Genomic DNA, 17,529 nt, shown 5'->3' on the forward strand with positions numbered 1-17,529 from the left:
CGTTGCGCGGCGCTCCTTCCAGGGGCTGCGAGCGCGGGGACGGCGCAACGGCAGCGGCCGATGCAATGCAGCATGGCGTGCGACGGAGACCGAACGTGTTCTTGCCCATCCTCGTCATCGGCTTGTTGCTCGCCCATGCGCTGGCCGCGCACGCGGGCGGCAGCGCCGCGCCCGCCGCGCAATGGTGCGGCCTGGCGGTGCAGGCGATGGCGGTGCTGGCCGTGCTGCGCCGGCTGCGGCGTGCGCCGGCGATGGACCGGATGCCGTGGCGGCTGCTGGGCGCCATGGTCGGCGTGCAGATGTTGTGGACCGGCTGCAACCTGCTGGCATTGCTGTTCCCGCCGCACGGTCCCGCGCTGCAGAAACTGGGCGTGATGTTTTCCGGCTCGTCGATGATCCCGGCGCTGTACCTGATCGCGCGCTCGTTCAACCGATCGCAGCCGCGGCTGATCGTGGCACTGGATGCGGTGCTGGCGCTGGTCGGCGCCGGCCTGCTGTTTCTGCTGATCGACCTGGCGCTGTCGTCCAGCAATGGTTTCTCCGAACCCGACGTCAACCTGATCATCAATCACGCCGATGCGATCGACCTGCTGCTCGCGTCGATGGCCACGCTGCGCCTGCTCGGGGCCGGCGGCTGCAGCCGCCGCCATTTCTATCTCAGCGCCAGCGCCTACCTGTGGATCAACGGCGCGGTGGCGGCGCTGTACAACCGCATCGAACTGGGCGGGCTGCCGTGGTGGGGCGGGTTGCTGATCGATCTGCCCGGCATGGCGCTGGTGCTGGTCGCGTCGCTGCCGCGGGGGCGCTGGCTGCGCCACGCGCGGCCGAGCATGCGCAGCGCGGAACTGATCGCCGCGTTCGCGCCGATCGTGTTCTCGCTGGCGGTGCTGTTGCTGGCGATCAGCGTGTCGCGGGTCAGCTTCTTCTGGGGCATGGCCGCGGCGACCCTGGCGGTGATGGTGTACGGGGCGCACGTGGCGTTCCTGCACAGCGAGCATCTGGAGATCCAGCGGCTGAGCCGCGTGAGCACGCGCCGTCTGCAACAGCAGGTGGCGCGCGATCCGCTGACCGGCATCGCCAACCGGGTCGGCCTGGCGGCGCGGCTGCGCGATATGGACGACGGCCGGGACTGTTCGCTGCTGATGATCGACATCGACTTCTTCAAGCAGTTCAACGACAGCCACGGCCATGTACGCGGCGACGCCTGCCTGGTGGAGGTGGCCACCGCGCTGGCCGAGGCCTTGCCTGCGCAGACCGCCACGGTGGCGCGCTACGGCGGCGAGGAATTCGCGGTGGTGCTGCCGGACACCGTGGCCGATGCCGCGCACGCGATCGCGCGGCGCCTGCTGGCCGCCATCGAGCAGCGGCAGATCCCGCACCCGGCCAGCCCGCTGGGCGTGGTCACGGTCAGCATCGGCATCGCCACCCGCCCGGCCAGCGCCGAGGCGGCGATCGATCTGCTGCACCAGGCCGACGCCGCGTTGTACCGCGCCAAGCGCAATGGCCGCAATTGCTGTGCGCATGCGCAGGACGCGGCGGCGGAGATGCAGGGCGTCGCTGCGCCGGGTTGAGCGTGCGCGGCGAACGCTGCGCGGAAGCGTCGCCGAATCGTGCCACCATCGCGGTTCCATTCCCGCACGCCGATCCCGCGATGCCGCTCAGATCCCCCTGGCCGTGGTTCCCCCTGTTGCTGGCCGTCGCCGGCGCCGCGCAAGCGCTGGATCCGCCGGCGGTGGTCTATCCGCAGTTGCCCGCGCAAGGCCGCGATGCCGCCGCATTCGTGCCGGGCGGCTGGACGCTGGAGTTCGAGCGCCGCGGCGATCTGAACGGCGATGGCCGCGCGGACCTGCTGCTGGTGCTGAAGATGGCCGATCCGCGCAACGTGCTGGACAACGCCGGCTTCGGCCCGGATCGCTTCGACACCAATCCGCGCATGCTGGCGGTGGCCTTCGCCGAGGGCGATGGCTACCGGCTGGCGCTGCGCGATCACGCGTTGATCCCGCGCCCGGACGCGCCGAATATGGAGGATTACCTGGACGGCGGCGAACCCGCCATCGCGCGCGGCGCGTTCTCGGTGAACCTGCACCAGTTCTCCAGCGCCGGGAGCTGGAGCACCTCCGAGACGACCTTCCTGTTCCGCTACCGGCAGGACTGCTTCCAGCTGATCGGCTACGACATGCGCGGCCTGCACCGCGGCAGCGGCGAGGTCGACGAGATCAGCGTGAACTACCTGACCGGCAAGGCCAAGCTGCGCACCGGCAGCATCGAAGACAGCGCGCTGCGCACGCAATGGCGGCAGTTGCCCAAGCAGCCGCTGCGCTGCCTGCAGCAGGTCGGCGACGGCCTGGCCTTCGATCCCGGCGTGGAGCGCGACTGAGCGCAGCGCCTTCGGCAAAAAAACGCCAGCCCCGACATGCGGGGCTGGCGTGGCGATACGCGACAGGGCGGGTGGGCGTTACGCCACCACATCGTCCTTGTACGCATCCACCGGGATGCACGCGCACATCACGTGCTTGTCGCCGTAGACGTTGTCCACCCGCGCCACCGGCGGCCAGTACTTGGCCTGCTTGAGCGTGGGCAGCGGGAACGCGGCCAGCTCGCGCGGGTAGGCGTGGGTCCACTCGCCGGCGGTGACCTGCGCGGCGGTGTGCGGGGCGTGCTTGAGCGGGTTGTCCTCGCGGTCCAGGCGGCCGTCCTCGATCGCGGCGATCTCCTCGCGGATCTGGATCATCGCGTCGATGAAGCGGTCCAGTTCGTGCAGCGATTCGCTCTCGGTCGGCTCCACCATCAGCGTGCCGGCGACCGGGAAGCTCAGCGTCGGCGCATGGAAGCCGAAGTCGATCAGGCGCTTGGCCACGTCCTCGGCGCCGATGCCGGTGCTCTTCTCCAGCGGGCGCACGTCGAGGATGCATTCGTGCGCGACCAGGCCGTTGCGGCCGGTGTACAGCGTCTTGTAGTGCGGGGCCAGGCGCTTGGCGATGTAGTTGGCGTTGAGCAGCGCGACCTGGGTCGCCTTGCGCAGGCCGGCATTGCCCATCATGGTGATGTACATCCAGCTGATCGGCAGGATCGAGGCGCTGCCGAAGCTGGCCGCGCTGACCATGCCGACGTCGCCTTCGCCGCCCAGCGTCTTCGGCAAGTAAGGGGCGAGATGCGACTTCACCGCGCAAGGACCCACGCCCGGGCCGCCGCCGCCGTGCGGGATGCAGAAGGTCTTGTGCAGGTTCAGGTGCGACACGTCCGAGCCCCACTTGCCGGGCTTGGCCACGCCGACCAGCGCGTTCATGTTGGCGCCGTCGGTGTAGACCTGGCCGCCGTGCGCATGCACCGCCTCGCAGATCGCCACCACGTCTTCCTCGAACACGCCGTGGGTGGACGGGTAGGTGATCATCAGCGCGGCCAGGCGATCGCTGTACTTCTCGGCCTGGGCGCGGATGTCGTCGACATCGACGTTGCCGTTGGCGTCGCACTTGGTGACCACGACCTTCATGCCGCACATCTGCGCCGAGGCCGGGTTGGTGCCGTGCGCGGACTCGGGGATCAGGCAGATGTCGCGATGCGCTTCGCCGCGCGAACGGTGATAGGCGCGGATCGCCAGCAGGCCGGCGTATTCGCCCTGCGCGCCGGAGTTGGGCTGCAGGCTGACCGCGTCGTAGCCGGTGCATTCGACCAGCATCGCTTCCAGTTCGTCGATCAACTGCGCGTAGCCGGTGGATTGTTCGGCCGGGGCCAGGGGGTGGATCGCGCCGAACTGCGGCCAGGTCACCGGGATCATCTCGGCGGTGGCGTTGAGCTTCATCGTGCAGCTGCCCAGCGGGATCATGGTGCGATCCATCGCCAGGTCCTTGTCGGCCAGCGCGCGCATGTAGCGCAGCAGCTCGTGTTCGCTGTGGTGGGTATTGAACACCGGGTGCTGCAGGAACGCGCTGCTGCGCTTGAGGTCTTGCGGCAATGCGTCGGCAGTGGCCGCATCGAGCGCATCGACATCGGCGCTCGCGCCGAACAGCTGCGCCAGCGCGACCACGTCGGCGCGGGTGGTGGTCTCGTCCAGGCTGATGCCCAGCGCCTCGCTGTCGATCGCGCGCAGGTTGATGCCGGCGGCCACGGCCTTGGCATGGATCGCATCGGCGTCGATGCCCTTGACGTGCAGGGTGTCGAAGAAGCGCTCGCCGACGCTGATGCCGGCGCTGCGCAGCGCCGCGGCCAGGATCGCGGCCAGGCGATGGGTGCGCCGCGCGATGCGGGTCAGGCCGTCGGGACCGTGGTACACCGCGTACATCGCCGCCATCACCGCCAGCAGCACCTGCGCGGTGCAGATGTTGGAGGTGGCCTTCTCGCGGCGGATGTGCTGCTCGCGGGTCTGCAGGGTGAGACGGTAGGCGGGGTTGCCGGCGGCGTCGATCGACACGCCGATCAGGCGCCCCGGCATCGAGCGCTTGTAGGCGTCGCGGCAGGCCATGAACGCGGCGTGCGGGCCGCCGAAGCCGAACGGCACGCCGAAGCGCTGCGAGTTGCCGACCACGATGTCCGCGCCCCATTCGCCGGGCGCGGCGATCAGGGTCAGCGCCAGCAGGTCGGTGGCCACCGCGACCAGGCCGCCGCGCGCATGCACGGCGTCGGCCAGCGCCTTGTGGTCGCCGATGTGGCCGAAGCTGTCCGGGTACTGCAGCAGCACGCCGAAGCACTCGGCCTGCAGCGCTTCCTCCGGCGTGCCCACGCGCAGCACGATGCCCAGCGGCTCGGCGCGGGTGCGCAGCAGCTCCAGGGTCTGCGGATGCACCGCGTCGTGCACGAAGAAGGTGTCGGACTTGGCCTTGGCCGAGCGCTTGGCCAGGGTCATCGCCTCGGCCGCGGCGGTGGCCTCGTCCAGCAGCGAGGCGTTGGCGATCTCCATGCCGGTCAGGTCCGCGCACATGGTCTGGAAGTTGATCAGCGCTTCCATGCGGCCCTGCGAGATCTCCGCCTGGTACGGCGTGTAGGCGGTGTACCAGGCCGGGTTCTCGAGGATGTTGCGCAGGATCACCTTCGGCGTATGGGTGCCGTAGTAGCCCTGGCCGATGAAGCTGCGCAGCACCTGGTTCTTGTCGGCGATGGCGCCGATCTTGGCCAGCGCTTCCTCTTCGGTGATCGCGTCGGGCAGCGCCAGTGCAGCCGGCGACTTGATCTTGCCCGGCACGATGGCGTCGGTCAGCGCGTCCAGCGAGTCGTGGCCGACGGTGCGCAGCATGTGCGCGATCTCGGCGTCGTTCGGGCCGATATGGCGTTCGACGAAGGCCGAGTGGTGTTCGAGGTCGCGCAGCGAGGGGGTGTTAGACATGGCGGTCGTCCGGCAGAGGAGGGCACGAAGGGCGGAGGACGCACGGATGCCGCCGTCGGCCGCAGCTGCGGACACGACCGACGGGAAGCCACATGTCTTCCCACTGCCCCTCTGTCCTTTTGCCTGAGAGTTTGGAAGCGGCGGCGGGCTGCGCTGCGCTTCGTGCCCCTTCGGCGCCGGGTTGGACCGGTCTCTCCAGAGTCTTGGTGCGGGTGGTATCGGGCCTGAGCGATTACGGGCGTTTGCGCCTTCGGCAGCGGGTCGCCCCGCTTCTCCCACCATGCTGCCCGGCGATTATAGCGTGGCCGGCGGCGCCCACGGCGGCCTCCGCACGGCCTGCCCGGCGGGCCTGCCGCGGCTCGCTGAACATGCGGGCCTGCGCCCCGCTGCGGCGTGGCCGCGGCCGCGGCGCTTAACGCGGCACTGGCAAGGGTCTATCATGGCGGCATTCCCTCTCCCCCATCGTTCCGTCCCTTGGACGGTGTCGTCGCGTGTTCGCCCACCCGGGCTGCGTGCGGCCGGCTTTCCAGGATCCTGCGCATGACGCTCCCGACGATCTCGACCCGCCGCCTGGCATTGCTGCTGGCCGGGCTGGCGATGTTCGGCCCGTTCTCGATCGACACCATCTTCCCGGCGTTCCCGCAGCTGGCGCAGCGCCTGCGCGCCGATCCGGTGGCGATCCAGCAGACGGTCAGCGTGTACCTGCTTGCCTACGCGCTGATGGGCCTGGCGCACGGGCCGCTGTCCGACGCCTGGGGCCGCAAGCGGGTGATCGTCGGCGGGCTGGTGGTGTTCGTGCTGGCCTCGGCCGGCTGCGCGCTGTCGCGCGACTTGCCCACCTTGCTGACGTTCCGCGCGCTGCAGGGCGTTTCCGCCGGCGTCGGCATGATCGTCGGCCGCGCGGTGATCCGCGACCTGTACCAGGGCCACGACGCGCAGCGGCTGATGAGCCAGGTGTCGATGATCTTCGGCATCGCCCCGGCGATCGCGCCGATCATCGGCGGCTGGATCCTGGCCACCGGCGCCGGCTGGCCGACGATCTTCTGGTTCCTGGTCGGGTTCTCGCTGCTGTTGCTGGTCGCCACGCTGCGCTGGATGCCGGAGACGCATCCGCCGCAGGCGCGTACCCCGCTGGCGCCGCGCACGCTGCTGCGCGACTACATCGCCATCGCGTTCAACGCGCGCTTCCAGCGCCTGGCTGCCGCCGGCGCGTTCAACTTCGCCGGCGTGTTCCTGTACATCGCCTCGGCGCCGGTGTTCATCATCGACCTGCTGCACCGGACCGAGCGCGATTTCGCCTGGCTGTTCATTCCCACCATCGGCGGCATGACCCTGGGCTCGTTCCTGTCCGGGCGCATGGCCGGGCGCATCGGGCCGATGCGGCAGGTGCGCATCGGCTTCATCTGCTGCGGCGTGTCGATGGTCGGCAACATCGCCTATACCGCGATCGCGCCGCAGATCGCGCTGCCGTGGGCGGTGCTGCCGATCTTCGTGGCCGGCCTGGGCATGGCGCTGATCTTCCCGATCCTGGCGCTGGCGGTGCTGGACATGTACCCGCGCCAGCGCGGGCTGGCCTCGTCGCTGCAGGCCTTCACCCAGCTGATGCTCAATACCGTGGTGGCCGGGGTGCTGTCGCCGCTGCTAAGCGGCCGGCCGATGCACCTGGCGCTGGGCTCGGGCGCGTTCTTCCTGATCGGCTGGGGCTTCTGGCGCTGGGAGCGGCGCAGCGGCAAGCGCCTGCCGCGGCCCGGCAGCCAGGTGCCGCAGCTGGAGCCGGCCGATCCGGTGTGACGCCGGCGCCGCGGTTGGGCTATCGTCGCCGGGTCATCGTTGAGGAAACCGCATGTCCATCCAGTCCAAGCAGCGCCGCGACGTGCGCAAGAAGCTTGCCGAACGCCTGCGCCACCGCAGCGAGGCCGCCGCCGTTGCGGCCACCGCGATCGAACCGCACGCCGAGCTGCGCGACCAGCAGCGCACCTTGCTGGCCGGCATCGTGCGCCGCGACGGCGAGTGGGTGCTGGGCATGGACGGGCGCATCGCCGGGCAGAGCGAGAGCGCGGCGCAGGTGCTGTCGCTGATCATGCAGGCCGCGGAGCTGCACGAGCGCGCCGGCACGCCGGTGCGGCTGGTGTATTCGGATGCGCTGAAGGACGCCGCGCACGCCGATGCGCTGGCGCAGGGGCTGAGCTTCGACGAGTTCAAGGATCGCCACGCGCAGGTCATGCAGCGCGGTGCCGGCGCGGCGTTGCCGGGCTGAAGGCATGGGCCAGAGCGCGAGCCAGGCCGCGGACGCCGCCGTGTCGCTGGCGCGGGTGCGGCGCCGCGATGGCCTGGCGCTGATCCAGGCGCACCGTGCCAGCACCGCCCTGCATCATCCGTGGACGTATCCGTTCACCGACGTGCCCGGCTTCAACGCCTGGTACGCGCAGACCCTGGACGGCAGCAACGTCGCACTGCTGGCGCGCGCGCGCGACAGCGGCGAGATCGCCGGCCTGTTCACCTTCAGCCAGGTGGTCGGCGGCTGTTTCCAGAGCGCCTACCTGGGCTACCACGCCATGGCCGGCTGCGAAGGCCGCGGGCTGATGACCCATGCGTTGCGGCTGTGCGTGGCCTATGCGTTTTCCGAACTGGGCCTGCACCGGGTGGAGGCCAACATCCAACCGGATAACTCGCGCTCGCTGGCGCTGGTCAAACGCGCAGGTTTCCGCCACGAAGGCTATTCGCCGCGCTACCTGCGCATCGGTGGGGTGTGGCGCGACCATGAGCGTTGGGCGCGGCTGGCTGACGATTGAGTCGGTGCAAGGCCTGGCACAACAGGAAAGCGTGAGAAGGGAAGGGCAAGAGCAAACCAAAACCAAACCAGACAAATCTGGTGGAAGGAAGGGCGATGACAGTAGAGACCCGTAGGGTGAGAGGCCACCAGGCCACAAAGGTCCTTGGCCGCCAAGAAAGTAATAAGAAATACGACGCTGCTTTGCGTGCGGCAAGATCGATGAGATCTGACAGCGACCGAGGAGACCTTGCTCCAGTCGCCAAGTTGCTTGAGGAGGCGCATACACATGGTGACAAGCGCGCTACCTATGCGCTTGGTACTTGGCACTTTCATGGCCAGTTCTTCAACAAGGATGAAAAGAGAGGCTTTTCCTTGATGTTGGAAGCGGCTGAAAATTTTGTTCCGGATGCGTGCTTCGACGTCGCTGTCAGCTATGAAACGGGAAAAGGCGTCAGGAAGAGCTTAAAGAAGGCTGGCATTTACTACTTCAGGGCCATGATGTTGGGAGAGAAGCAATCGGTCGCCGAAGTTGGGCGATTGTTTTATTGGGGGATTGGCGTTCCCGAAAATCGAGGTATCGCTAAGGAGCTTCTGAACTTTTCAGGCTAACGGGGGCGGAGGCAGTTATCTTCACCCATGACGCACAAGGCCCGCATCAGCGGGCCTTGTCGTTTAATGTCAGGCTCTTCCGAGCAATATTTACTTTTGCCCTGCCGCCTGCACCGCCTTCGGCGCCTCCCACCCGCACATCTGCCCCTGGTTCTGCTGCTTGAGCCACTCCTGCATCGGCGCGAAGTATTCCAGCAGCGGGGCGGCGTCGAGCTTGTCGTTGCCGGTGAGTTCCTTCAGCGTCTGCTGCCAGGGCTGGCTGCCGCCACGCTGCAGCATCGACCAGAATTTCTGCCCGGCTTCCTTGTTGCCGTAGAAGGTGCACTCGTACAGCGGGCCCTTGTAGCCAGCCGCGTCGCACAGGCCCTTGTAGAACTGGAACTGCAGGATGTGCGACAGGAAGTAGCGCGTGTACGGGGTGTTGCCGGGCACGTGGTATTTGGCGCCGGGATCGAAGAAGTCCTCGCCGCGCGCCGTCGGCGGAGCCACGCCCTGGTACTTGGCCTTCAGTTCCCACCATGCCTGGTTGTAGTGCTCCGGCGCGATCGAGCCGTCGAACACGCCCCAGCGCCAGCGGTCGATCATCAGCCCGAACGGCAGGAACGACACCTTCGCCAGCGCCATGCGCATCTGCGCGTTGATCAGTGCTTCGCGGCTGAGTTGCGGCGCTTCGACCAGGCCGATCGAATGCAGGTACTGCGGGGTCATCGCCAGCACGATGGTGTCGCCGATCGCCTCGTGGAAACCGTCGTTGGCGCCGCCCTGGAACAGCGGCGGCAGGGGATTGTAGGCAAGGTCGTAATAGATGTGGCCGAGCTCGTGGTAGATGGTGGTGAAGTCTTCCTCGTTCGGCTTGATGCACATCTTGGTGCGCACGTCGCCGGCCATGTTCATGTCCCAGGCGCTGGCGTGGCAGACCACGTTGCGCTCCAGCGGCTTGATGAACTGGCTGCGCGCCCAGTAGCTGTCGGGCAGCTTGGGCATCGCCAGCGAGGTGTAGAAATCCTGCGCGCGCTCGGTCATCTGCTTGGCGCTCTGCAGCTGCGCGTCGCGCTGGGCCATGAACCGCGCTTCCGGCGAGGTGTCGCCATTGCGCCGCGCCAGCGCCGCGCCGAGGTTGCTCTGGTACTGCTTCTCCAGCGTGTCGGTGATGTCCAGGCTGCCGGCGCCAGGGTAGGGCTGCAGCAGGTCCCACAGATTGCTCCAGTCCTGCTGCCACATGTTGCCGAGCAGGTGCGCGGGCAGCAGGCCGCCGGCGACCTCGCCCTTGTCCTTGCCGTACTCGGCGTCGAGCTTGCCGCGGGTGTAGCAGTGCAGTTGCTCGTACAGCGGCTTGACCTGGGCCCACAGCCGGTCTGTCTCGGCGGCGATCTGCGCCGGCGGCATGTCGTAGCCGCTGCGCCACATCGCGCCGGTGTCGGCGTAGCCCATCTCGCGCGCGCCTTCGTTGACCAGTTCGACGAAGCGCTGGTAGTCCTTGCGCATCGGCTGCGCGGTGCCGTGCCAGCCTTGCCACGCGTCGAGCTGCTGGTCGTAGTCGCGGCTGCGGCGCAGCACGTCCTCCAGTTCGCCCAGTTGCCGGCAGCGGCGCGCGTCGCCTTCGCCGGTGCAATAGGCGGCCGCGCCATAGGCGCCTTCCATCTTCGAGGCCAGCGTGGCCAGTTCGGCCAGCTTGGCCGGGTCGCGTGGCGCCGGCATCGCGGTCATCAGTTTCAGCAGCTGCAGCGCACGCGCGCTGTCGACGGACATCGGCTTGCCTTCGTAGCGCTTGGCCTGCGCGATCCAGCCGTTGAGCGTGGTCAGCCAGCGCTCGTTGGCCTTGGATACCAGCCGCTCCGAATCGCCGTTGATGTAGGTGATCGACAGCCATTGCGCCGAGGTCAGCTCCGGCAGCAGCGCGCGGTATTCCTCGTTGATGCGGGCGACGAACTGGTCGGCGCTCTCGCCGGGCGCGGCCGGCGCCGGCGCGGTGTCGGGTTCGGTGGTCGCTTCCTTGCGGCACGCGGACAGCGCAAGCACGCTCGCGCCGATGCACAGCGCAAGCAGCAGAGGGCGGTGGTTCACGGCGGATCCCTTCGGTGACGAATGCGACGAGGCTAGTGGTCCGCCCCGCCCGCCGCAAGGGCCGCCCCGCCGACTGCGCAGGCGGCGCGCCGCCACCGCCGTCGCTTAGCGGCTTCCGGCGCCGGCGGCGATTGCGCTGCCGCTACCCGTGCAGGGCGCGAACAGGTCGCGCGAACGTTCGTAGACCCCGGTCTTGACCTGCATCAGGCCCAGCACCGACGGGAACAGGTTGTCCTGGTCGGCGTACTGGCGCGAGCGCGCACGCACGCAGGCCAGATCCAGGCCGCGGTCGCTGGCGAAGCCGGGCGAAAACCACATCACCATCGGCACGTGGGTCTGCTCCTGCGGGGCGATCGCATACGGCACGCCGTGCAGGTACAGGCCCTTCTCGCCCAGCGATTCGCCGTGGTCGGACAGGTAGATCATCGCGGTGTCGTAATCGGGCATCGCTTCCAGCGTGGACACGGTGCGCGCCAGCAGGTGGTCGGTGTACAGCAGCGAGTTGTCGTAGGCATTGGCGATCAGGTCGCGCTCGCAGTGGCCCAGGTCGGCGGTGTCGCAGGTCGGCGTGAAGCGTCGGAAGCCGGCCGGATAGCGTTCGAAATAGCTGGGGCCGTGGCTGCCGAGCTGGTGCAGCACGACCACACGGTCGCCGGGCTTGGCGCGCACCTGGGTGGCCAGGTCCTGCAGCAGGATCTCGTCCATGCAGCGGCCGTCCTTGCACAGCTGCGGGTCCTTGGCGTCGTCCAGGCGTTGGATCGTCAGGCCATCGCACACGCCCTTGCAACCGGACTGGTTGTCGCGCCACAGCGTGGCGATGCCGGCGTGCTCGAGTACGTGCAGCAGCGACTGGTGCTTGCGGATGTTGCCTTCGTTGTAGTCGTGGCGGCCGAACGGGGAGAACATGCACGGCACCGAGACCTCGGTGCTTGTGCCGCACGAATGCATGTCGGGGAAGTTGATCACGTCCAGCTGCGCCAGCTGCGGCGTGGTCTGGCGCACGTAGCCGTTCAGGCCCCAGTTCTGCGCGCGCGCGGTTTCGCCCAGCACGACGACCAGCAAGCGCGGCTTGCTGCCGGACGCGCGCGGCGTGGCGATCGCATCGTGTTCCAGCGGCAGCTTCGGCGCCTTGTGCGTGGGGCTGTCGGACTTGAGGTTCTGCCGCAACGCGACCAGATAGTTGATCGGCGTGGCCAGGTAGCGGATCTCGCGATGGTTGCGCATCATCGCAGACAGATCCTGGAACGACAGCATCGCGCCGACGCCGCCCAGCGCCAGCATCGCCAGCAGGAAGCCGGCGCGGATCGCCAGCGCCTTGCCTGGCGAACGCCGGATCAGGCGCAGCCGCCACAGCGCCAGGATCGGCAGCGCAGCGTAGAACAGCAGCGGCGCGATCAGCGCCGGGGTCATCAGTTCGCGCGATTCCTTGTGGTCGGTGGCCAGCACGTTGCGCAGCATGTCCGCGTCCAGATAGACGCTATAGCTGTTCATGTAGTGCGTGGCGAACGCGGTGGTGAGCAGCAGCACGCTCAGCAGCGGCTTGGATACGCCGCGCCACAGCAGCAGGCCCAGCAGCAGCCCGTGCACAGACAGCAGCAGCAGGAACAGCGACACGCCCAGCTTCAGGTCGCCGGGGTGGCCGCTCATCGCGCTGCGCCAGAACATGTCGTTGCAGGCCAGGGCGAAGAACGCGCTGGCGGCCAGCGCCAGGGTCTCGTTGCTCAGCAGCGGGCGGTAGCTCCACCAGCGGGTCTTGGAATGGGTGCCGGGATGCGGCAGCGAAACGCTCATGCGCGACTTTCCTTCACGACAGGCAAGGGGAGATGCATGGATCGGGCCGAAACCTGCGGCCGCCACAGCAAAACACGGTACAGGCCCAGGGCCACGCACCAACTCAGGGACAGCGTCCACAGATCGTGGGACAGGAAGTGCGCGCCGCGCAGCTGTTGGCCGAACCCGAACAGCAGCCCGGCGCCGAGCCCGACCGCCAGCGCCGGCCAGCGCCAGGCCGGTTTCAATGCCAGCGCGACGAAGTACAGCGCCACCCAGGCATAGCCGGCGCTGGAATGCCCGGCCGGGAAGCAGGCCGCATGCGGCATGCCGGCCGGCCGCGCCTCGAACAGGCCAATGTACGGCAGGCGGCCGCCGTAGCGGCTCAGGTCCCACGGGCAGTCCATGTGGGTCAGCGACTTCAGCAGCGATACCACGCCGGTGCTCAACGCCACCGCCAGCGCCAGATACAGCAGCGGCAGCCGGTAGCGCTGGCCGTCGGCGCGGCGCCAGGCCCAGGCCGCCAGGGCGGCGGTCGCCACCCAGGCCACGGTGCTGAGCAGCTTGCCGTCGTGATGGATCAGGCTGCGGGTCAGCGCCGCGTTCTTCAGCGCCCAGTGGCCGCCTTCCCAGCGGTACAGCAGGTCGGCGAACCAGAAATCCCCGCCCAGGCCCATCAGCACGGTGCTGGCCAGTAGCGTCGCGGCCAGCGGCAGCAGGGCGTGGGACAGATAGAAATGGCCATGCGCGCTCGGATTGCTTGCGCTCACGGTGGGCATGCCAAGGGACGGACTATGCATAGTCTGCAGACGCAGCCTGGGACGGTAAGAGTGGATATGGTCACCGTGCCCGTGTCGGAGAGTGGTCGGACTGTGAAGGTAGCGGCGCTGCGGGCTTCAGCTGCAGTTGTATTTCTGCAGCACTGGATGCGTATCCCAATCGGCGTCATTGCTGCGATGCCGCATGCCGAGCCGCGCGGTGAAGGCGATGCGTGGGTCAGGGTCGCCCAGCGTGGCCCGCAGAGACGCAGCGTTCCGACCGCGTTCCGACGCGCATCCGCTAGCATGGCGCCCATCCCCCCGTCGTCCCGGAATGCGAGCGAGTGCCATGCGGCTGTTGGTGATAGAGGACAACCGGAACCTGGTCGCGAACCTGTTCGATTATTTCGAGGTGCGCGGCCACACCCTGGACGCGGCGCCGGACGGCGTCACCGGCCTGCACCTGGCCACCACCCAGCACTACGATGCGGTGATCCTGGACTGGATGCTGCCGCGTCTGGACGGCCCGCAGGTGCTGCGCGCGATGCGCGAGCAGCACCGCGCCGAGGTGCCGGTGATCATGCTCACCGCGCGCGACGAACTGCCTGACAAGATCGCCGGTTTCCGCGCCGGCGCCGACGACTACCTGACCAAGCCGTTCGCGCTGCCGGAGCTGGAAGTGCGGCTGGAGGCGCTGCTGCTGCGCGCGCAGGGCCGCGGCCGCAGCAAGCTGCTGCGCGTGGGCGACCTGCAGCTGGACCTGGGCACGCTGGAGGCGACCCGCGGCGGCCGCACCCTGCACCTGTATCCTGCCTGCCGCAAGCTGCTGGAAGTGCTGATGCAGGCCAGCCCGGCCGCGGTCACCCGCGATCGTCTGGAGCAGGCGCTGTGGGGCGACGAGCCGCCGGACGGCGACATGCTGCGCTCGCATATCTACGACCTGCGGCGCAGCGTGGATGGCCCGTTCGCGACCAAGCTGATCCACACCCTACCGCGCATCGGCTACCGGCTTGCGGTGGTGGATCCGCACGAGCAAGAGCATGCCGCGTAGGACCGGGCTGCGGCAGCGCATCACCCTGTGGCTGGTCGGCTATGCGGCGCTGCTGTCGCTGGCGGTGTTCGTGCATGGCTACATCGTCAACGACCAGGCCGAGCAACTGACCTGGCGTTCGCTGCTCAGCTCGGAGCTGGAACATTTCCTGGCGCGCAGCGCGGTCGATCCGGACTACCGCTGGATCGACACCCGCACCGTGAGCCTGTACGGCGACGAAGGCGGCGAGCCGCTGCCGCCGGCGGTGGCGGCGCTGGCGCCGGGCCTGCACGACGACGTGCCGCTGGAAGGCCGCGACAAGGTGGTGCTGGTGCAGGACGTGCGCGGCCGCCGCCTGGCGCTGTCGCTGGACATCACCGAGCTGCAGAAGCACGAGGAGAACCTGGCGCTGTGGATGCTGCTGTCCAACGTGATCGCGGTGCTGCTGCTCGGCGCGCTGGTGGCCTGGGGCCTGGGCCGGGTGGTGCAGCCGCTCACCGACATGGCGCAACGCATCGGCAGCCTGCGCCCGGACCGGCCGGGCCAGCGCATCGAAGTGCATCCGCGCGCCAGCGCCGAACAGGTGGTGATCGCCGATGCGTTGAACGACTACCTGCTGCGCAACGACCTGTTCGTCGAGCGCGAGCGCGCCTTCATCGACAGCGCCAGCCATGAATTGCGCACGCCGGTGGCGGTGATCGGCGGCGCCGCCGAACTGGCGCTGGAGCAGTCCGACATCCCGCCCAGCGCGCGCAACCAGCTACTGCGCATCCGCCGCACCGCCAGCGGCGTCGGCCAGCTGATTTCGTTGCTGCTGGTGCTGGCCAAGGATCCGGCGCGGCTGGCGCGCGGCAGCGACCTGGTGCGGCTGGACCAGTTGCTGCCGGACATCGTCGAGGACCATCGCCACCTGTGCGCCGACAAGCGCCTGGAACTGGTGCTGGCGCCGTTGCCGCCGTGCGAGGTGCTGGCGCCGCTGGCGATCGTGCAGGCGGCGATCGGCAACCTGCTGCGCAACGCCATCGAGAACAGCGACCAGGGCGTGATCCAGATCGCGATGCCGGCGCCGGGCGTGGTACGCATCGACGACCCCGGCCACGGCATGGCGCCGGAAGAGATCAGCGCGATCTACATGCGCATGGCGCGCGGCGGCGGCCGCGAGGGCAGCGGCATCGGCCTGGACCTGATCGCGCGGCTGTGCGAACACCTGGGCTGGTCGCTGCAACTGGATTCGGATGCAGGGCAGGGCACGCGGGCGACATTGGACCTGAGTCCGGCATTGAAGGACGGCGGCGCGGCGTAGCGCGTTGCCGCTCTTGCCCGAAGCGGCATCGGCATCGCGGCTCTGGCCGCGCAACCTGTAGCGCAACCTGTAGGAGCGGCTTCAGCCGCGACTGCGTCCGCAGCCGGGTTGGCATCCGTGCCCTGATGGCATCCGAAGTCTGTGCGCTATCCCGCTTCGTTCGTCGCGACTGAAGTCGCTCCCACAGTGGCCTGCGGCAGATTGGCTGGTGCACTCTGGGAGGGACTTCAGTCCCGGCCGCATGCGTAGCCGGTTGGCATCGGTGCTTCGTTCGTCGCGGCTGAAGCCGCTCCTACAGTGGCTTGCGGCAGATTGGCTGGGTGCATTGTGGGAGGGGCTTCAATGCCGACTGCATGCGTGGCCGGTTGGCATCGGTGCTTCGTTCGTCGCGGCTGAAGCCGCTCCCACAGTGGCTTGCGGCAGATTGGCTGGGTGCGCTGTGGGAGGGACTTCAGTCCCGACTGCATGCGTGGCCGGTTGGCATCCGTGTTTCGTTCGTCGCGGCTGAAGCCGCTCCTACAGTGGCTTGCGGCGAATTGGCTGAGTGCATTGTGGGAGGGACTTCAGTCCCGACTGCATGCGTAGCCGGTTGGCATCGGTACTTCGTTCGTCGCGGCTGAAGCCGCTCCTACAGTGGCCTGCGGCAGATTGGCTGGGTGCACTGTGGGAGGGGCTTCAGTCCCGACTGCATGCGTGGCCGGTTGGTATCGTTGCTTCGTTCGTCGCGGCTGAAGCCGCTCCTACAGTGGCCTGCGGCAGAGTGGCTGGGTGCACTGTGGGAGGGACTTCAGTCCCGACTGCATGCGTAGCTGGTTGGCATCATGTTTCGTTCGTCGCGGCTGCAGCCGCTCCTGCAAGAATTCGGAAGTCGAGAGATTGCTTGCGCGGGCCTCAGGCCTGCTGCGGCAACAGTCCGCGCTGCATCAGCCAGGCGCGCGCGTCTTCGGCGTCCTGTTCGAACCAGGCCCGTGTCGAACCCAGCCGGTAGGTGTAGCCCCAGGTATCCATGTCGGCCATCAGCCGCGCGCTGCCGACGCCGGGCAGCGCGTCGGCCAGCACGATCTGCAGGTAGCAGGTGGCGTCCTCTTCCTCGACCGAGTCGGTGGCGTCGGTATGCACCAGCGCACGCCGTTCCGGCGGCAGCACGATCAGGTGGCAGGCTTCGTGCAACAGCGAGTGCACCGGCGTGTCGTCGCGCACGTACACGTCGCTGGCGATCACGCCGGCTTCCGGTTCGCCCCAGTAGCTGCCGGGAATCTTGGCGCCGTCGGCGACCCGGTGCAGCATCAGCCCATGCCGGGCCAGCAGCGCGCGCGGCGCGTCCAGGCCGATGGCGCCGACGGTCAGGACCTCGGCAGCGGGTGCGGAGCGGGAGTCGTCGGTCTGCATCGTGAGGTCGGGAAGGAGAGGCGGTGCGAGAGGCAATCGGCAGCGCATTGGCGGCGGTTGGGCCGGCCGACAGCGCGACTGCCATGCCGCTCGAACTCGTGCGTTCGGTGAGCGCAGCTGGGGTGGTGCACGCAACCATGGCGCATTTCGGGTGCCGCAGTGCATTTTCGTGGGACGTTATGTCGAACACACCACCGAACAACGCGGCGCAGGCTGCGCGCCACGGTCGCTATCCACGACCGCAGCGCGCTGCCCGGTTCAGGGCGTCGGCCCTTCCGGCAATGCCACCGAGATATCGAGCACGTCGTGTTCGCCGTCCTTGACCAGGTCCACCTTGACCGCGTCGGCGTCGATGTTGACGTACTTCTTGATCACTTCCAGCAGTTCGCGCTGCAGCAGCGGCAGGTAATCCGGGCCGCCGCGGTGGTTGCGTTCCTGCGCGATGATGATCTGCAGGCGGTTCTTGGCCGTCTCGGCGGTGTTCTTCTTGGCCTTGAGGAAGTCGAATAGTCCCAT

At 68.4% G+C, this 17,529-nt stretch carries 14 protein-coding genes and 1 riboswitch; of the genes, 8 read left to right on the plus strand and 6 right to left on the minus strand.

Annotated features, from left to right (window positions below; all coding sequences use genetic code 11):
* The first annotated feature begins 101 nt into the window (after positions 1 to 101).
* On the plus strand, positions 102 to 1,571 hold the full coding sequence (locus HDC36_RS23580; RefSeq protein ID WP_179570750.1) for a GGDEF domain-containing protein: 1,470 nt from the start codon (positions 102 to 104) through the stop codon (positions 1,569 to 1,571).
* An 80-nt stretch (positions 1,572 to 1,651) separates the two neighbouring features.
* Positions 1,652 to 2,377, plus strand: coding sequence for a hypothetical protein (locus tag HDC36_RS20720; RefSeq protein WP_179570751.1), 726 nt, complete (start codon positions 1,652 to 1,654; stop codon positions 2,375 to 2,377).
* A 78-nt stretch (positions 2,378 to 2,455) separates the two neighbouring features.
* Here HDC36_RS20720 and gcvP read toward each other — a convergent pair whose 3' ends face one another.
* On the minus strand, positions 2,456 to 5,317 hold the full coding sequence (gene gcvP, locus HDC36_RS20725; protein WP_179570752.1) for an aminomethyl-transferring glycine dehydrogenase: 2,862 nt from the start codon (positions 5,315 to 5,317) through the stop codon (positions 2,456 to 2,458).
* 101 nt (positions 5,318 to 5,418) lie between these two features.
* A riboswitch (glycine riboswitch) is annotated at positions 5,419 to 5,526 on the minus strand.
* 331 nt (positions 5,527 to 5,857) lie between these two features.
* Between gcvP and HDC36_RS20730 the strand changes: the two genes are divergently transcribed.
* From HDC36_RS20730 to HDC36_RS20745, 4 genes are all read left to right on the plus strand, one after another.
* Positions 5,858 to 7,108: a multidrug effflux MFS transporter gene (locus HDC36_RS20730; protein ID WP_179570753.1), complete on the plus strand. Its 1,251-nt coding sequence runs from the start codon at positions 5,858 to 5,860 to the stop codon at positions 7,106 to 7,108.
* A gap of 52 nt (positions 7,109 to 7,160) precedes the next feature.
* On the plus strand, positions 7,161 to 7,574 hold the full coding sequence (locus HDC36_RS20735; RefSeq protein WP_179570754.1) for a hypothetical protein: 414 nt from the start codon (positions 7,161 to 7,163) through the stop codon (positions 7,572 to 7,574).
* A 4-nt stretch (positions 7,575 to 7,578) separates the two neighbouring features.
* Positions 7,579 to 8,109, plus strand: a complete 531-nt coding sequence (locus HDC36_RS20740) for a GNAT family N-acetyltransferase (protein ID WP_179570755.1) — start codon at positions 7,579 to 7,581, stop codon at positions 8,107 to 8,109.
* Positions 8,110 to 8,204: 95 nt separating this feature from the next.
* Entirely contained in the window at positions 8,205 to 8,699 is a 495-nt protein-coding gene (locus HDC36_RS20745; RefSeq protein WP_179570756.1) for an SEL1-like repeat protein, read from the plus strand.
* Between the two features lie 90 nt (positions 8,700 to 8,789).
* Here the strand turns inward: HDC36_RS20745 and HDC36_RS20750 are convergent, their stop codons facing one another.
* The 3 genes from HDC36_RS20750 to HDC36_RS20760 all read right to left on the minus strand — a co-directional run bounded on the left by HDC36_RS20750 (position 8,790) and on the right by HDC36_RS20760 (position 13,333).
* Positions 8,790 to 10,763, minus strand: a complete 1,974-nt coding sequence (locus HDC36_RS20750; RefSeq protein WP_179570757.1) for a M2 family metallopeptidase — start codon at positions 10,761 to 10,763, stop codon at positions 8,790 to 8,792.
* A gap of 105 nt (positions 10,764 to 10,868) precedes the next feature.
* A complete protein-coding gene (locus tag HDC36_RS20755; protein ID WP_179570758.1) occupies positions 10,869 to 12,554 on the minus strand; it encodes a phosphoethanolamine--lipid A transferase in 1,686 nt (561 codons plus the stop codon).
* Entirely contained in the window at positions 12,551 to 13,333 is a 783-nt protein-coding gene (locus HDC36_RS20760) for a phosphatase PAP2 family protein (protein ID WP_179570759.1), read from the minus strand. Before HDC36_RS20760 ends, HDC36_RS20755 begins: the two co-directional genes overlap by 4 nt.
* 307 nt (positions 13,334 to 13,640) lie before the next feature.
* Here HDC36_RS20760 and HDC36_RS20765 point away from each other — a divergent pair, with 307 nt between their 5' ends.
* Positions 13,641 to 14,342: a response regulator transcription factor gene (locus tag HDC36_RS20765; RefSeq protein WP_179570760.1), complete on the plus strand. Its 702-nt coding sequence runs from the start codon at positions 13,641 to 13,643 to the stop codon at positions 14,340 to 14,342.
* The gene (locus HDC36_RS20770) at positions 14,332 to 15,624 is read left to right on the plus strand and encodes a HAMP domain-containing sensor histidine kinase (protein ID WP_179570761.1); all 1,293 of its coding nucleotides are present in this window, start codon (positions 14,332 to 14,334) and stop codon (positions 15,622 to 15,624) included. Before HDC36_RS20765 ends, HDC36_RS20770 begins: the two co-directional genes overlap by 11 nt.
* 891 nt (positions 15,625 to 16,515) lie before the next feature.
* Here the strand turns inward: HDC36_RS20770 and HDC36_RS20775 are convergent.
* Both HDC36_RS20775 and minE read right to left on the minus strand, forming a co-directional pair.
* Positions 16,516 to 17,013 carry a hypothetical protein gene (locus tag HDC36_RS20775; RefSeq protein WP_179570762.1) on the minus strand — a complete coding sequence of 166 codons (498 nt, stop codon included), beginning with the start codon at positions 17,011 to 17,013 and terminating at the stop codon, positions 16,516 to 16,518.
* Between the two features lie 258 nt (positions 17,014 to 17,271).
* The gene (minE, locus tag HDC36_RS20780) at positions 17,272 to 17,529 is read right to left on the minus strand and encodes a cell division topological specificity factor MinE (protein WP_009608870.1); all 258 of its coding nucleotides are present in this window, start codon (positions 17,527 to 17,529) and stop codon (positions 17,272 to 17,274) included.

The organism is Xanthomonas sp. JAI131, from assembly GCF_013410075.1.
Taxonomy (GTDB): Bacteria; Pseudomonadota; Gammaproteobacteria; order Xanthomonadales; family Xanthomonadaceae; genus Xanthomonas_A; species Xanthomonas_A bonasiae.

Excerpts from the sequence above, each read along its gene's own strand:
- HDC36_RS20765 (WP_179570760.1), top strand. The coding sequence starts at position 13,641 with ATGCGGCTGTTGGTGATAGAGGACAACCGGAACCTGGTCGCGAACCTG.
- HDC36_RS20745 (WP_179570756.1), top strand. The coding sequence starts at position 8,205 with ATGACAGTAGAGACCCGTAGGGTGAGAGGCCACCAGGCCACAAAGGTC.
- HDC36_RS20760 (WP_179570759.1), bottom strand. The coding sequence starts at position 13,333 with ATGCATAGTCCGTCCCTTGGCATGCCCACCGTGAGCGCAAGCAATCCG.
- HDC36_RS20740 (WP_179570755.1), top strand. The coding sequence starts at position 7,579 with ATGGGCCAGAGCGCGAGCCAGGCCGCGGACGCCGCCGTGTCGCTGGCG.
- HDC36_RS20720 (WP_179570751.1), top strand. The coding sequence starts at position 1,652 with ATGCCGCTCAGATCCCCCTGGCCGTGGTTCCCCCTGTTGCTGGCCGTC.
- HDC36_RS20735 (WP_179570754.1), top strand. The coding sequence starts at position 7,161 with ATGTCCATCCAGTCCAAGCAGCGCCGCGACGTGCGCAAGAAGCTTGCC.
- HDC36_RS20730 (WP_179570753.1), top strand. The coding sequence starts at position 5,858 with ATGACGCTCCCGACGATCTCGACCCGCCGCCTGGCATTGCTGCTGGCC.
- gcvP (WP_179570752.1), bottom strand. The coding sequence starts at position 5,317 with ATGTCTAACACCCCCTCGCTGCGCGACCTCGAACACCACTCGGCCTTC.
- HDC36_RS20755 (WP_179570758.1), bottom strand. The coding sequence starts at position 12,554 with ATGAGCGTTTCGCTGCCGCATCCCGGCACCCATTCCAAGACCCGCTGG.
- HDC36_RS20775 (WP_179570762.1), bottom strand. The coding sequence starts at position 17,013 with ATGCAGACCGACGACTCCCGCTCCGCACCCGCTGCCGAGGTCCTGACC.
- minE (WP_009608870.1), bottom strand. The coding sequence starts at position 17,529 with ATGGGACTATTCGACTTCCTCAAGGCCAAGAAGAACACCGCCGAGACG.
- HDC36_RS20770 (WP_179570761.1), top strand. The coding sequence starts at position 14,332 with ATGCCGCGTAGGACCGGGCTGCGGCAGCGCATCACCCTGTGGCTGGTC.